We start from the raw sequence: 14,856 nt of genomic DNA on the forward strand, positions 1-14,856 counted from the left end.
TCGTCCTGAGCCAGAATCAAACTCTCCGTTGAAGACTCTCGAAACAACCCTCCCGAGGGAGAGCGAATCAAAATTATCTAACTAGAGTCCGAAAACCTAGCAAATCCGAACACCAGCAAAAAAGATTTCGCTGTTGTTCAATGTCCAACCTCCCACGACCGGGGGGTACATGAAAGATTGGAACCAATATAAATATTGGCACTGACATTCATCGACACACTATTGAGTTCTCAAAGAACACACGCACAAACGGAATAACCGGATCTTTCCGGATCTTCCGAAGGGCAACTGTTCCAGCCTAACCTCACGTCCAGGCTATGTCAATCGTAAGCCTGGTCACAAGATCTTCAGCCCCGTCAGGCGCTTCCCCGTACTACCGCGTTTTCCCTTGGCCCGCCAGCCTCTCGGGCTAGCGTCTCGGCTCCGGGTTGGTGTCCGTGTCGCTCTGACTTCCAATAAGTTACGCGCCGGATAACGCCGCGTCAAATCGCCTGGACAACACCGGATCTCCGCAGGTCACGGCAGTGCGCTCAGCCGATGCGCCGGCCTGAATCACACGCATGTGACTCAGGCCTCCGCAACGACGTCAGGCTATCCGATGCACGCCCGCCATGTTCTTCTTTCCGCGCCGCAGCACCAGCCACTCACCGTGCAGGTAGTCGGTATCGGACGGAGTCCATTCGACGTCGCCGACCCGCTGGTTGTTCACCGACGCGCCGCCTTCGTTGACCACCCGGCGGGCCGCGCCCTTGCTCTCGCACAGGCCCGACGCGACGAGCAGATCGACGATCGTGTTCGGTTCACCGGGCACGACCTCAGCAACCTTGCCGTCCACCGCGGTTTCGCGCAGCGCCGCACCGAGCGTGGACAGCGGAAGTTCACCCAGCTCACCGCGACCGAACAGCGCCCCGCTGGCCAGTTCCACCGCGCGGGTCTCGTCCGCGCCGTGCACCAACGTGGTCATCTCCGCGGCCAGACGCTTCTGTGCCTCGCGGGCGAACGGACGTTCCACCGTCGCCTGCTCGAGTTCGTCGAGTTCTTCGCGGCTCAGGAAGGTGAACCAGCGCAGGTAGCGCACGACGTCGGCGTCGGCGGTGTTCACGAAGTACTGGTACCAGGCGTAGGGGCTGGTCAGTTCTGGGTCGAGCCACAGGCTGCCGCCACCGGTGGACTTGCCGAACTTCTTGCCGTCGGCCGAGGTCACCAGCGGCACGGTGAGAGCGTGCACATGCGCGCCGTCGACTCGCCGGTTCAGCTCGACGCCGGCGATGATGTTGCCCCACTGATCGGAGCCACCGACCTGCAACGTGCAGCCGTGCTCGCGCCGCAACTGCAGGTAGTCGTTGGCCTGCAGCAGCATGTAGCTGAACTCGGTGTAGGAGATGCCGTCGCCTTCGAGCCGCCGCTTGACGGTGTCGCGGGCGAGCATGACGTTCACCGAGAAGTGTTTGCCGATGTCGCGCAGGAAGTCGACGGTCGACAGCGGGCCGGTCCAGTCCATGTTGTTGACGATGACCGCCCCGGTCGGCGATTCGTCGAGGTCGACGAATCGCTCGAGCTGGCCCCTGATCCGCTGTGCCCACTCGGCCACGGTGTCGGTCGAGTTCATGGTGCGTTCGCCCACGTCACGCGGGTCGCCGATCATTCCGGTCGCACCGCCGGCGAGCACGATCGGCCGATGCCCGGCCAGCTGGAAGCGCTTGAGCGCGAGCAGCGGGACGAGGTGGCCGGCGTGCAGGCTGGCGGCGGTCGGGTCGAAGCCGGCATAGAGCGTCAAGGGCGCGGTGGCCGCGGCAGCGCGCAGCTCGTCCAGGTCGGTGGACTGCGCGATCAGGCCGCGCCAGGTCAGTTCGTCGAAGATGTCGCCGGTCACGCTGACCCATCTTTCCGCATGCGGTTCGTCAGTCGCGTGCGCGGGTGATCCAGGCGAGCAGATCCGCTTCGACCTCGTCGCGGTTGGTTTCGTTGAGGACTTCGTGGCGGGCGTCCGGGTAGACCTGGTAGGTGAGGTCGTTCAGGCCCGCGTCGCGGTAACGCTGCACGAGCAGGTCGGACAGGCGCAGCTTGTTGTTGAGCGGGTCTTTCTCGCCCACCATCACATAGATCGGCAGGTCGGTGCGTACCGTGCTCGGGTTCGAGAGTCGAGTCTGGGCGTTGGCGGCGAGCAGACCCATATTGGTGTCGTCGATGGCGAAACCGCACCAGGGGTCGGCGTTGTAGGCGTCGACCTGGTCTTTGTCGCGACTGATCCAGTCGGCCTCGGTGCGGGTGGGCTGGAATTCGGCGTTGAAGAAGCCGATCAGGTCACCGCCGGCGGCCGCGATCTCGCCGAACAGCCCGTCGACGGCGGTCGTGCCGCTCAGGACGACCTCGTCGACGAGGTCGGAGTGGTCGAGGAGGTACTGCTGCACGGCGAACGAGCCGAGGCTGTGGCCGATCAGGGTGACAGGCAGGCCGGGGTGACGTTCGCGCAGGATCTCGGTGAGCGCGACTTCGTCGGCGACGAGTAGGTTCCAGCCGTCGGGGCCGAGGTCACCGGGGATCGGGCCCATGCTGAGACCGTGGCCGCGGTGATCGTCGGCGTAGACGGCGAATCCCAGGCCGGCGAGTCGTTCGGCGAGATGGCCGTAACGCTCGGAGTGCTCGCCCATGCCGTGCGCGATCTGCACGACACCGCGCGGCTCGACATCAGTGGGGAGCCAGCTCCGCACATGGATGGCGGTGCCGTCGCTGCTGGGGAAAGTGAACACGGGCGCTCCTGCTCGTACGGTCTTTCGACGTGGTCTTCGATCGTCGCATTCCGGTCCGATTCGCCCAATTGGATTCGCCGACGAGATCGGCGGCGTGATCTTGGCTCCGCGGCCGAACTGCCCGTCGGCCGAAACTCCTCGGCACGCCGATAATCGCCGGAACCCCCAGGGCTCCGGCGATCGTCAGCGCGTCGAGTCGCAGATCAGCGCACCAGCGCGGTGATGGTGGCGCGGCGTTCGTAGGCGATCCAGGCGAAGATCGCGGCAAGCACGAGCGGGAAGATTCCCATTGCGGGCTTGTCGGCGATGAAGGCCTGCGTCGCGGCGGCGAGCACGGTGAGCACGGACAGACCTGCGGCGGCCAGGCCGCTGACTCGCGGCACCATCAGGCCGATACCGCCCGCTACCTCGACGATTCCGATGAAGATCAGCAGCCCGAAGGGGATGGTCAGATTCTCGGGGGCGTTGTCCATCAAAGTGTTCGGAATGACGAGCTTCGGACCGCCCGAAGCGATGATGAAGAACAGGCCGAGCACTACCTGCAAGGTCCACAGGACGCGGTTGCGGATCTTGCCGGGGCGGTAGGCGGCGGCGTCGGAGAAGTTCGCGGAGGGGGTTGCGGTGGTCATTTCGTGTCCTTCGGGTCGGTCGCGCTCGGTGGGTAGCGCGTTCACCAGATAAGACGGACCATCGCCCGCGAACTCATCGCTGTCGGCAAAGGATTTTCAGAAGGCTGCTACGCCTTCGGTTCGGGAGCGCGTGGGCTGCGCCGATAGACCGAGACGGCGGGCGAGGCCGGAAGCCAGAATCGCCATGGCACCTCGGCCGCGACACTGACCCCGACGCGTGGGCCGGACGAGATATCTTCTTGTGGCACAGGTGGTTTCAGTTCGAGGCGCAAGGCGGAGAAGGGGTCGAACAGCTCGGTTCCATAGTCGGACATGCTGACGCCGAGTGCGCTACCGACATTGCCCGGCCCCCTGGCCAGATCGGTGTCCTTGCGGGCAGCGGGCCTGCGCTCGCGTGCGAGATCGATCCCGTCGACCACTTCCGCCGCTCGAACGAGCACCGCACCGGCCGCACCGTCGTAGCCACCGGTCACGTTCACACACAGGTGGATTCCGTACGAGCGATAGACGTAGAGCCGGCCGGCCGGGCCGAACATCACCGCGTTGCGCGCCGTGGGGCCCGGCCAGGAGTGCGCGGCCGGATCGGGCCACGGACCGTCGGGGTCGCTGCCGTAGGCCTCGACTTCCACGATGCGCAGCGCCACCGGACCCGACGTCAGGATGGCGCCGAGCAACCGGTGCGCGGCGGCGGGCGGATCGACGGCCAGTTCCTGGGCGGACACGATCTTTATTCTCGCTCGCACCTCGGTGCCCCCTGGCGGCCGGGTCAGGCAACGGCGAACCGGCGAAGGATTTGTCAGCCGAGCAGGTCGGTGCCGCGATACAGACCTGCCAGTTTGCCGGGATTGACCTGGAAACGCAGGTTCTGGATGTGGCCGTCGACCAGGTCGAAAGTGAAGGCGGCGCCGGGGTTTCCGGCGAATGACGCCAAGGCCCCGAGCTCGCCGTTGATCTCGGCCGCGGTGAGTTCGAAGCCCGTGGACGACGGTTTGGCGAGGACGCCGAGGATCCAGCGTGCGACATGGTCGGGACCGTGCAGCGGGCGGCGCGCGGCGGTGACCACGCCGCCGCCGTCGGACCAACAGGTGACATCGGGGGCGAGCAGGTCCATCAGGGCGTTGAGGTCACCACCGGCGCAGGCGGCCATGAATTGTGCGGTGACCTGGGCGCGAGCGGATTTGTCGGTATCGAATCGTGGGCGGCGCGACTGGACGTGGCTTTTCGCGCGATGCGCGATCTGGCGCACACTCGCCTCGGGACGGTCAAGGGCTTCGGCGATTTCGGCATGCGAGTAGCCGAACACTTCGCGCAGCAGGAACACCGCGCGTTCGACGGGGGTGAGAGTTTCCAGCACGACGAGCATGGCGGTGGAGACGGTATCGGCCAATTCGGTGTCCTCGGCGATATCGGGCGATGTCAGCACCGGCTCGGGCAGCCAAGGGCCGACATAGCTTTCGCGGGTCGCGCGGGCGGAGGTGAGCCGGTTGAGCGAGAGATTGGTGACCGTGCGGACCAGGTAGGCCCTGGGGTGGGCGACCGCGGCGTGGTCGGTGTCGTTCCACTTGAGCCAGGTGTCCTGCAGGACGTCCTCGGCGTCGGTGACGGTGCCGAGCATGCGATAGGCGGTCGCGAACAACAGGCGGCGGTGTTCGAGGAACGGATCCTGGTCGGGCACGGCGTCAACCTACTTCACGCGGCGGCGCGGGTTGCGCTACCGCCCTTGGATAATTGCACGTTCATGGTCATCTTCTTGCTGGCTTTGAATGTCGGGACGGGGCTGCTGCTGACCATCTCCTTATAGGTGCGCGCGGCCCAGCCGGTCAGGTAGAGGCGGCGCGGGCTGTCGTCGGCTTTGGTGAACTGGATGACCGCGTCGCGGCGGCCCAGGCTGACCGGCTGGTGGAAGTAGCCGAAACGGAACGGACGAATCTTCTTGCCACGCAGTTCGGCGGCGATCGCGTCGGCGGTATAAGCGGCGGTGGGCAGCCCGCTCTGGCAGGTGCCGTGTACCTGCCCCCACGCCTGACGGACGGCGGCGGCGTCGCCGATCGCGTGAACCATGGGGTGCGACACCGACTTCAGTGTGGGATCGACGACGATCAGTCCACGCGCGTCGGTCTCGATCCCCGCCTCGGTGGCCAGCGGCGAGACCCGCACGCCGGTGGTCCAGAGGGTGAGGTCGGCGCCGATCAGCGTGCCGTCGGCGAGCTCGACCGCGTCAGGCTGCACTTCGGCGACCCGCACGCCGATCTCGCGGATAACGCCGAGCCGATCCAGCGTCTTGTTCAGATGCGTGCGGGCCCTGTCGCCCATCATCGCGCCCGGCTCGCCCGAGCTGATCAGCGTGACGTGCAGGCCGGGGTGGCTTTCCGCGATCTCGGCGGCGGCTTCGATGCCGGTGAGACCGCCACCGCAGACGGCGACGGAACCGCCCTCGGCAGCGAGAGTGGCCAGCTCGCCTGCGAATTCGTGGGCGCGGCGCGGGTCGTCGAGGGTCATGGCGTGCTCGGCGACACCGGGTACGAGGGTCTTCTCGGCGGTGCTGCCGAGGGCGTAGACCAGTTCGTCGTAGGCGAGTCCGCCGGCGCCGTCGATCCGGACGCGCTGGGCGGCGGGGTCGATCGCGGTCACCCAGCCCTGGACGAATTCGATGCCGGTGCCGTCGAGAATTTCCGGGATGTCGTGGTGCGCGAGTTCCTGACCTGCGGCGATCTGGTGCATCCGCAGCCGCTCGGTGAAGCGGGCCGACGGGTTGACCAGCGTGATCGCCACATCCAGCTTCCTGGTGCGCCGCGCCAGGCGGATCGCGGCCAGCATGCCGGTGTAGCCGGCGCCGAGAACAACGATGCGGTGCGTGGTGGTGGTCATTGCGGTGCTCCTTGTCGGTGGGATGTTCATAGGACAAGTGAGCAGCGGCCGACGTGACCATCTTGGATGTGACCTGCGTCACGTCATACTGTTACGACAGCGCGAGCGCCCTTCGCACCAGAATCAGCCACCGTCGCTGCTCCGCCTCCGACATCGGCTCGACCGGTGCGGCGCTCAGCAGCAGTACGACATCGTCGGCGGTGACGTCGGGATACAACGCGCCATCACCATGCGCCGCGGCAACCAACCGCTCGACTGCCGCCCGGCCGCGCTGCTGGATCGCACGCAACGACTCCTCGGCGACTCCCGTGACGGCGAGCCGGAACAGCCGCTCCTGGCGCAGGTCGATCACTACGCGTCGAAATAGCGCGACGATTTCGTCGAGGGCCGAACTCGTGCCGTTCTCGACAGCTTCGAGCACGGCGTCCAGTGACTCGCCGACACCGTCGGCCAGATCTGCCGCGATCGCCTCGATCAGGTCTTTCTTGGCCGGGAAGTGCCGATACAGGGTGCCGACCGCGACATCCGCCGCCGCGGCGATCTGATCCATGCCGACCTCGGGCCCGCGCGCGGCGACGAGTTCGCGTGCTGCGGTGAGGATCGCCTGACGATTGCGCAGCGCGTCCGCACGAAGGGGTTGACCGTTCATCTCGCCGCCATCCTCGCAGATCCGGTCTTGCGAATAACATGAACCGCTGATTCACTTTAACCTGAACCAGTAATTCACCTTGAGGAGTGAGTCGATTGAACAGCTGGACCGAAGCAGACATCCCTGATCTGACCGGCCGAGTCGCCGTCGTCACCGGCGCCAATACCGGCCTCGGCTTCGAAACGGCTCGCGCCCTTGCCGAGCACGGCGCCCGCGTCGTCCTGGCGTGCCGCGACCGCGACCGGGCCGAGAACGCGGCCCGGCGAATTATCGAGCGGTCACCCGACGCCTCGATCGATATTGTCGAGCTCGACCTGGCCGCCCTGTCCTCGGTTCGCGTCGCGGCCGCGACGATCCGCAGCGAATTCGACCGCATCGATCTGCTGATCAACAACGCGGGCGTCACGGGGTTGACCGGTCGTACCGAGGACGGATTCGAGATCCAGTTCGGCATCAATCATCTGGGCCACTTCGCCCTCACCGGGCTGCTCATCGACCGCATCATGGCGGCTCCCTCGGCGCGAGTCGTCACTGTCAGCAGCATCGGTCACCGCTTCGGTCGGATCGACGCCGCCGACCCGACCGCGACAATCGGAAATTCCTATGCCAAGTCGAAACTGGCGAACCTGATGTTCACCTACGAACTCGACCGCAGGCTCGCGGGCACCCCGGCCGCCGCGCTCGCCGCCCATCCCGGTGGCGCCAGCACCGAGGTCTTCCGCTACTCGCCCGCCGCGTTCCGGCTACCGAATCTGGCGATCGCTCGCCTGTTCGGCCGTACGCCCGCCATGGGCGCGCTGCCGACGCTGCGCGCCGCCACCGATCCTGCCGCGTCGGGCGGCCACTACTACGGCCCGTCAGGGCTTTTCGAGATCGGCGGATTCCCAGGACGAGCCCGGGCCGCCGAGCGTGCGCACCAGCGCGACAGCCAGGCTCGGTTGTGGGCGGTGTCCGAAGAGTTGACCGGCGTCGCATTCGAAGCCTGAACCGGCGTCGGTCACTCGGGGGTGGTTCCAGGGTGAAGATGGGGGCGCTTCCCGATGCGCGGCGAGGGTCCGAATTCCTACCGTTGGAGCATGTCTTCTCGTGCTCGCCCGCGACGCATTCTGCTCGGTGTCGCCGTTGTCGCCCTCGCCCTGATCACCGCGATCGCGGGCGCGGTGAGCTGGACATGGGCCTCCGCCGATGTCTCCACCGTGGGGACGACAGAATTCACTCGGCAACTGGTCATTCCACCGCTGGCCGAGTCGGCCGTCGACGCCGACGGCACCCGGACGTTCTCGCTCGATATGCAGTCCGGGACAACCATCTTCGAGCCCGGCCGCGCCACCGAGACCTGGGGTTTCAACGGCAGCTATCTCGGCCCGACACTGCGCGCGGCCCGCGGCGAGCGCGTGCGGGTCCAGGTGCGCAACCAGTTGCCCGAGGCATCGACGGTGCACTGGCACGGCATGCACCTACCCGCGGTCATGGACGGCGGGCCACACCAGATGGTCGATCCCGGTGGGTCATGGACGCCGGAATGGACTGTCGCCCAACCTGCTTCGACCCTCTGGTATCACCCACATCCGCACGGTGCGACCGAGGACCACGTGCGCCGGGGCCTGGCGGGGATGTTCCTGATCGACGACGTGCCGAGCGCGGAACTCCCGCTGCCGAGCACCTACGGCGTCGACGATATCCCGGTGATCGTGCAGGACATGCGCCTGCACGGCCGCCGCCTCGACGGCGCGCACGCGATCTTCCGCGATACCGGGTTCCTCGGCGATCGCACCATGGTCAACGGCACCCTGTCTCCCTATCAGGAGGTCGGCGACGAATCAGTGCGACTGCGCCTGCTCAATGCCTCGACCGCGCGGATCTACACCTTCGCCTTCGACGAAGCCCGCCCATTCGGGATGATCGGTTCCGACGGCGGCCTGCTCGAACGGCCCGCCACGCTGGATCGCATCCGCCTCTCCCCCGGCGAACGCGCGGAGATCGTGGTGCGGATGCAGCCCGGCGAACGCACCGTGTTGCGTAGCGAGAAGCTCGAGGCGGGCCTCGGCTTCTGGTCGAACCGGTTCTCCGGTGGCGACGACACCTTCGATGTCCTCGAACTGCGTGCCGCCGCCACCTTGCGGCCCTCCCCCTTGCTGCCGGATGCCCTTGTGCCGCCGTCGATTCCCGACGGCGCGGACTCGGTCGTGCAACGTCGCTTCGACCTGACCCTTGGCGGCATCAACGGCGAGCGCATGGACATGAGCCGCATCGATACCACCGTCACCCGGGGCACCACCGAGACCTGGGTCGTGCACAACATCGACGGCATGGCACACAACTTTCACGTCCACGACGTGCAGTTCCGGGTGCTCAACTACGACGGCGCTCCGCCCCCGCCCGAGCTGACCGGCGCCAAGGACACGATCTTCCTGCCACCGAATACGGCCGCGACCCTGGCTTTGCGCTTCGACGGACCGGCCGATCCGACGACGCCGTACATGTACCACTGCCACCTCCTGTGGCACGAAGATGTCGGCATGATGGGCCAGTTCACCGTCGTCGAACCTGGTCAACAGGCCGAAACACCCCCGAGACACGCCCACTGACCTTGCCACATCGACACCATCGCGCTAAATTCATCGCGTAGTGAATTCAACACTCGATGAATTGAGGCGACCATGTCGCACACCGCACCGCCACCGATCGCCGTCCAGGTCGCGGGCCTGACCGTCAAGCGTGGAAAACGCCCCGTCCTACACGGGCTGACCCTGGACATTCCGCGCGGCTCGATCACCGGTCTGCTCGGCCCTTCCGGCTGTGGGAAGACCACCCTGCTGCGCAGCATCGTGGGAACCCAGCTGGTGGAGTCGGGCACTGTCACCGTGCTCGGAGAGCCCGCGGGGAGCGCCGGGTTACGCCGTCGGGTCGGCTATGTCACCCAGGCGCCGAGCATCTACGCCGACATCAGCGTCCGCGACAACGTGGCCTACTACGCCGCGCTCTACGGACGCGACCGGGCGGACACCGAATCCGCGCTCGGCGCAGTCGGTTTGGCCGATCACGCCGATCAGCTCGGCGATCAGCTCTCGGGTGGGCAGAAGACCAGGGCGTCGCTGGCGTGCGCGCTCGTCGGCAAGCCCGAGCTGCTCGTACTCGACGAACCGACGGTTGGCCTCGATCCGGTGTTGCGGGTGGAGTTGTGGAAGCAGTTCCGCGAATTGGCCGCGGCGGGAACGACTTTGCTGGTGTCGAGTCATGTGATGGACGAGGCCGAACACTGCGACAAGCTGCTGCTGATGCGCGACGGCGAACTGCTCGCCCAGCTCAGCCCCGACGAACTGCGCGAGCGCACCGACGAACAGAACCTCGAGGCCGCTTTCCTGACCTTGATCACGATGGGAGAGCACCGATGACCACCCTGCGCCCCTACACCGCGACCACCGGCCGGATTCTGCGACAACTGCGCAACGATCACCGCACCGTGGCGATGATCCTGGTCGTTCCCGCCCTGCTCATGACCCTGCTGTACTTCATCTATCAGGACGCACCGCGCGCGCCGCACTCCCCGCTCACGATGTTCGACCGGGTGGGCATCACAATGCTGGGGATCCTGCCGTTCATCGTGATGTTCCTGATCACCGCGATCGCGATGCAGCGCGAACGCACATCGGGCACCCTCGAACGGCTGCTCACCACTCCACTGAGCAAGCTCGATCTGCTCGCCGGGTACGGCAGCGCGTTCTCCCTGGCCGCGGGCGCACAGGCCGCGGTGGCCTGCGTGGTCGCGTTCTGGCTGCTCGGGCTCGATGCCGCGGGCAGCCCCGGTTGGGTCATGCTGATCGCGATGGTCGACGCGGTCTGCGGGGTCGGGCTCGGACTGCTGGCGAGCGCCTTCGCGCGCACCGAGTTCCAGGCCGTGCAGTTCATGCCGGTGATCGTCGCGCCGCAGATCTTCCTGTGCGGGCTGCTGGTTCCGCGCGACCGGCTACCCGAATGGCTGGAGGCGATCAGCAATCTGATGCCGTTGAGTTACGCGGTGGACGCGCTGCAGCAGGTGTCGGTGCATGCCGAGCCGACGGGCGCGATGTGGCGCGATATCGCCGTCGTCGCCGGGTTCGCGGTGGTGGCGCTCGGCCTCGCCGCGGCTACTCTGCGTCGACGCACCCCCTAGCGAACAAGGCCAGGCAACGACGAGAGGATCACCCATGAGTGACGGCGAATCCGATTCCGGCACAGTGAAATCCGGTCGCACGGGGCGCAGGCCGGGCAATGCCGACACCAGGCTGGCGATTCTCGACGCGGCGCGGGTACGGTTCGCGGGCACCGGGTTCGACAAGACATCGATCCGCGCGATCGCGGCCGATGCCGATGTCGACCCGGCGCTGGTGCATCACTATTTCGGCAACAAGCAGCAACTGTTCGCCGCCGCGGTGGACTTCCCGGTCGACCCGGACACGACGCTGCTCGCGGTCGACGCCGCACCGCTCGACGAGCTCGGGCAGACCATCGTGCGCGCGGTCGTCACGGTGTGGGATTCTCCCGCCGGACCCGGCATCGTGGCCATGGTGCGCAGTATTTTCGCGGGCGGGGATCAGAATCTCGCGCGATCTTTCCTGCTGCAAGTGGTGCTGGAACGGGTTCGCGCGCGTATCGCGACTCCGGATGACGACGGACGCGCCAGGGTCTCGCTGGCCGCGGCCCAGATGGTGGGGGTGTTGACCGCCCGCAAGATCATCGCGCTGGAACCGCTGGCCTCGATGCCGATCGATCTCGTGGTCGATGCTGTCGGCCCGGTTGTCCAGCGCTATCTGACGGGCGATATCGACACCGGCAGTTGGTGATTCGGCGCGAGCTCACCCGCACGACGGCCGGTGGCACGTCAGGTAGGAAAGCCAGGTTGGCGCCGGTCAGGATTCGGCGACGAAGAATTCGTGTTCGGCGGCGGTGACGTCGCGGGCCTCGTCGATCAGCAGCACCGGGATGCCGTTGTCGATCGGGTAGGCCCGACGCAGCCGGGGGTTGTAGAGCACACTCACATCGGCTTCGGTACGCACCAGCTGCAGCGGGCCCTTGTCCTGGGGGCAGGCCAGCAGGCCGAGCAGGGTTGCGTCGATGGTGGATTCGTGCGCCATAACCGACAACCTACCCCGCCGTCGCCGACGCCGGAGAATCCGTGCCACGGCGGAACGAGATGTGGCGGTGTCCGAAGTAGCTGCCGACCGCGACCAGGCCGAGCACGACGACCGCCGACGGCATCCGCGGCAGACCGAACACGGAGACCGCGAGCGAGAGCAGCGCCATATTCAGCACGAGTCCGCCCGAGTTCACGACAACGAACCCGAGGAAGTCGCGCAGCACATGACCGCGCACCCGGAACACCAGCGTCCGGTGCAGCACGAAGGCGCTGACGACGCCGATGCTGTAGGCCAGCGCCACCGCGACCGCGGGCGGCACGGAGTCTCCGAGGATGGCCATCCATGCCACGGTGAGCACGATGCCGAGGACAGTGTTGAAGCCGCCGATCAGCGCGAACGCGAGTTCCTGGCGACGCACGACACGCAACAGCAGGCCGGTCGGCGCATCGGCCACGTGTGGCGAGTCGGCTGTCACGAGCGCACATCCACCATTTCGGGTTCGGCGGGTTCGACGCTCGGTTCGGGGGTATCGGTCTCGACACCGCGACGACGTCCACGCACGTAAACCCACTGTGCGGCACCGAGTCCGGCCAGCCCGGCGAGCGCGGCCGCGATGCCGATCTTCCAGCCCGGCGGACGCCAGGTGACATCGAGTTCGGCCTTGTCGGTGCCCGCCGGAATGTCCACCGCGACGATCGACTTCGCGATCTGCGTCATCGGGATCGGGGCGCCGTTCAGGGTGGCCCGGTAGCCGGGCCACGCCAGGCGCGCGAGCACGATCCGACCGCCGGTCGGCGAACTGACCTGCATCCGGCTGCTGGTGTAGCTCTCCGACAGCGACGTCGCGGTGACGCCGGCGGCATCGGTGATCCGACCGTTCTTGCTCGAGATCGGCCCGTCGACCCGCTCGAGCACACCGATGTAGGTCTCATGGCCCGGGTAGTCGACCCACTTCCACCCGGCGGGCGGTTCCTGGTTGACCACGTCGGGGAACAATGCCTTCTGCACGACGACCCGGTCCAGGTTCATCAGATCGGCCAACGGCCGCCCGGTGGTCGCCTCCGGCGCGAACATCCGCCGGTAGGCGTCGGGGCAGACGCTGCTGTCCCAGCGCATGCAGAGCAGTTCACCGAAATAGAAGTGCCCGGTCGGGGTATAGCCGTTCACGTAGTTCAGGCCGAGACCTTTGGCCGAGTTGCCGAAGACGAGCGACCCGTACGCCCCGTCGACGCTCTTGTCTTTCGGCTGGAGCAGCCCACGGTCACCGAGCTGGATGGTGTTGCCGGTGAAATCCGGGAACTTCGCCGCGGCCTCGGACCGCGAGGCAGGCAGGTTCCACGACATCGGCGTCGGCTGCGCGTCCCGCACCTGCAAGTAGACGATCGGGAACATCGCGGTGATGGCGAGCAGACACGCGACGGCGACGCCACGGGTCTTGTCCAGCCAGATCAGGCCGGCGCCGAGCGCACCGATCGCGGCCGCCGACAGCAGGTGCCAGTACCAGTCATCGGGCGCGGCCGAGAACGACCGAACCCACAGCAACAGGATCAGCACACCGGCGGCGATACCACGATTCTTCAGGTCCTTGGTCGTGCCGTAGCGACCGAGCAGCACGCAGACCAGCACGAGCAGACCGATCGCGAGCATCGGCAGCACCCGCACCGGCCAACGCAGCGGCCCGACTGTGCCGGGCCCGGCCGTCCACATCAGCATCATGATCGCGAAGATCCCGACCGCGCTGAGTTCACGCCAGCAGTCCTTCGCCCTGCGCCAGTCGATGAAGGCGAGCGCCGGCACCAGGAACCAGGCGATATAGGTGACCGGCATCGGCTGGATGTAGCCCCACCACGACGTGAACGCGGGCAACGTGCTCGGCAGGCTCGCGTTCAGCGACTCCGACCACGGCACGGTGAGGAACTGGTCGTTGATGATCTGCGCGGTCCCACGCCAAGTCACTTTCGCCGAGAGCATGCTCGGCAGGTAGGTCAGCAGACCGGCGAGTCCGGCACACAGCGAAACAAGCGCCAACCGCAGCACCGGCCGCCACGCGCGCTGGTAGATGATCTCGCCGACGGCGACAGCGAACAGCATCAACGCCGCTTCGACGGCCGGGAAGATGTATTGCACCGAGATCGTCAGATACAAGAAGACGAAAACCGGGATCGGACCGCCGGTCCCCCGCGCGTAGCGCACCGACGACGCCCACGCGTGCACCATCCACGCGGTGCCGGTGAGCGCGGTCATCCAGCTCGCTGTATCGAAGAACAGGAAGAAGCCGGAGAGCGGGAACGCGACGCCCGCCACCGCCGACCATGCCGGTCGACCGCCATAGGCCAGGCAGATCCGGTACACACCGAGGCCCGCGATGATCGAGAAGATCAACTTCACCACGGTCGCGTAGAGCGCGATGTTGTCCACCGACGGCGCGATCAGGTCGATCAGCAGCTGCGGCGGGTTGAACAGCCCGGCATCGTCCATCGTGTTGTTGCCCGACATCCACTGCTCGGGAACCATCGTCGGGAACCGGCCGGCGCGCAGCTCGCGACCCAGCGTCACCCACAGCGAGGTGTACTGCGACTCTGTGTCGTCGGTGAAGAAATGGCGTGCGTTGGCCAACAGCACGGCGACGTACCCGAGGATCACCCCGATCGTCGTGACGAGCCCCCATCGCACGACATCGCGTCGCGAATCGGGGTCTCTACGCGCATCGAGTACAGCACTGTCGGTCACGAGTCCCAGACCCTACATCGACCGGCCGTTCACAGTGCAGTGGGTCGGGCGAGATTCCCTCGGCGCAGCGCCGAGAACGCCACGCTGTACCGTGTTAAAGTTCACCGGCTCGG

15 protein-coding genes are annotated in these 14,856 nt (G+C 66.6%); 5 read left to right on the top strand and 10 right to left on the bottom strand.

Annotation, left to right across the window (positions count from 1 at the left end; translation table 11 throughout):
- Positions 1–586: 586 nt before the first annotated feature.
- The 7 genes from tyrS to IBJ82_RS26950 form a co-directional block, all read right to left on the bottom strand.
- Positions 587–1,873, bottom strand: coding sequence for a tyrosine--tRNA ligase (gene tyrS / locus IBJ82_RS26920; RefSeq protein WP_194828797.1), 1,287 nt, complete (start codon positions 1,871–1,873; stop codon positions 587–589).
- Between the two features lie 28 nt (positions 1,874–1,901).
- Positions 1,902–2,750 (bottom strand): alpha/beta hydrolase, encoded by an 849-nt coding sequence (locus tag IBJ82_RS26925; protein ID WP_194828798.1) that lies wholly within the window; start codon positions 2,748–2,750, stop codon positions 1,902–1,904.
- A gap of 203 nt (positions 2,751–2,953) precedes the next feature.
- Positions 2,954–3,379, bottom strand: a complete 426-nt coding sequence (locus tag IBJ82_RS26930) for a DoxX family protein (RefSeq protein ID WP_194828799.1) — start codon at positions 3,377–3,379, stop codon at positions 2,954–2,956.
- Positions 3,380–3,486: 107 nt separating this feature from the next.
- A complete protein-coding gene (locus IBJ82_RS26935) occupies positions 3,487–4,101 on the bottom strand; it encodes a DNA-3-methyladenine glycosylase (protein WP_194828800.1) in 615 nt (204 codons plus the stop codon).
- A 74-nt stretch (positions 4,102–4,175) separates the two neighbouring features.
- Positions 4,176–5,054 (bottom strand): RNA polymerase sigma-70 factor, encoded by an 879-nt coding sequence (locus tag IBJ82_RS26940; RefSeq protein ID WP_194828801.1) that lies wholly within the window; start codon positions 5,052–5,054, stop codon positions 4,176–4,178.
- Between the two features lie 14 nt (positions 5,055–5,068).
- Positions 5,069–6,247, bottom strand: a complete 1,179-nt coding sequence (locus tag IBJ82_RS26945; protein ID WP_194828802.1) for an NAD(P)/FAD-dependent oxidoreductase — start codon at positions 6,245–6,247, stop codon at positions 5,069–5,071.
- Positions 6,248–6,338: 91 nt separating this feature from the next.
- Complete coding sequence (locus tag IBJ82_RS26950) at positions 6,339–6,896, bottom strand: TetR/AcrR family transcriptional regulator (protein WP_194828803.1); 558 nt, start codon at positions 6,894–6,896, stop codon at positions 6,339–6,341.
- A 95-nt stretch (positions 6,897–6,991) separates the two neighbouring features.
- Here IBJ82_RS26950 and IBJ82_RS26955 point away from each other — a divergent pair, with 95 nt between their 5' ends.
- The 5 genes from IBJ82_RS26955 (at position 6,992) to IBJ82_RS26975 (ending at position 11,719) form a co-directional block, all read left to right on the top strand.
- Positions 6,992–7,882, top strand: a complete 891-nt coding sequence (locus IBJ82_RS26955) for an oxidoreductase (protein ID WP_194828804.1) — start codon at positions 6,992–6,994, stop codon at positions 7,880–7,882.
- Positions 7,883–7,972: 90 nt separating this feature from the next.
- Entirely contained in the window at positions 7,973–9,484 is a 1,512-nt protein-coding gene (locus IBJ82_RS26960; RefSeq protein WP_194828805.1) for a multicopper oxidase family protein, read from the top strand.
- Between the two features lie 72 nt (positions 9,485–9,556).
- Positions 9,557–10,291 carry an ABC transporter ATP-binding protein gene (locus IBJ82_RS26965; RefSeq protein ID WP_194828806.1) on the top strand — a complete coding sequence of 245 codons (735 nt, stop codon included), beginning with the start codon at positions 9,557–9,559 and terminating at the stop codon, positions 10,289–10,291.
- On the top strand, positions 10,288–11,049 hold the full coding sequence (locus IBJ82_RS26970) for an ABC transporter permease (protein WP_194828807.1): 762 nt from the start codon (positions 10,288–10,290) through the stop codon (positions 11,047–11,049). Before IBJ82_RS26965 ends, IBJ82_RS26970 begins: the two co-directional genes overlap by 4 nt.
- Before the next feature lie 34 nt (positions 11,050–11,083).
- Positions 11,084–11,719 (top strand): TetR family transcriptional regulator, encoded by a 636-nt coding sequence (locus IBJ82_RS26975; protein WP_194828808.1) that lies wholly within the window; start codon positions 11,084–11,086, stop codon positions 11,717–11,719.
- A gap of 66 nt (positions 11,720–11,785) precedes the next feature.
- Here the strand turns inward: IBJ82_RS26975 and IBJ82_RS26980 are convergent, their stop codons facing one another.
- The 3 genes from IBJ82_RS26980 to IBJ82_RS26990 are packed head-to-tail and all read right to left on the bottom strand — an operon-like array spanning position 11,786 to position 14,656.
- Positions 11,786–12,010 carry a Trm112 family protein gene (locus IBJ82_RS26980; RefSeq protein ID WP_056824282.1) on the bottom strand — a complete coding sequence of 75 codons (225 nt, stop codon included), beginning with the start codon at positions 12,008–12,010 and terminating at the stop codon, positions 11,786–11,788.
- A gap of 10 nt (positions 12,011–12,020) precedes the next feature.
- The gene (locus IBJ82_RS26985; protein ID WP_194828809.1) at positions 12,021–12,488 is read right to left on the bottom strand and encodes a GtrA family protein; all 468 of its coding nucleotides are present in this window, start codon (positions 12,486–12,488) and stop codon (positions 12,021–12,023) included.
- On the bottom strand, positions 12,485–14,656 hold the full coding sequence (locus tag IBJ82_RS26990) for a hypothetical protein (RefSeq protein ID WP_370585518.1): 2,172 nt from the start codon (positions 14,654–14,656) through the stop codon (positions 12,485–12,487). The genes IBJ82_RS26985 and IBJ82_RS26990 overlap by 4 nt, the downstream gene beginning before the upstream one ends.
- Positions 14,657–14,856 lie beyond the last annotated feature (200 nt).

The organism is Nocardia sp. XZ_19_231, from assembly GCF_015355705.1.
Classification (GTDB): Bacteria; Actinomycetota; Actinomycetes; order Mycobacteriales; family Mycobacteriaceae; genus Nocardia; species Nocardia salmonicida.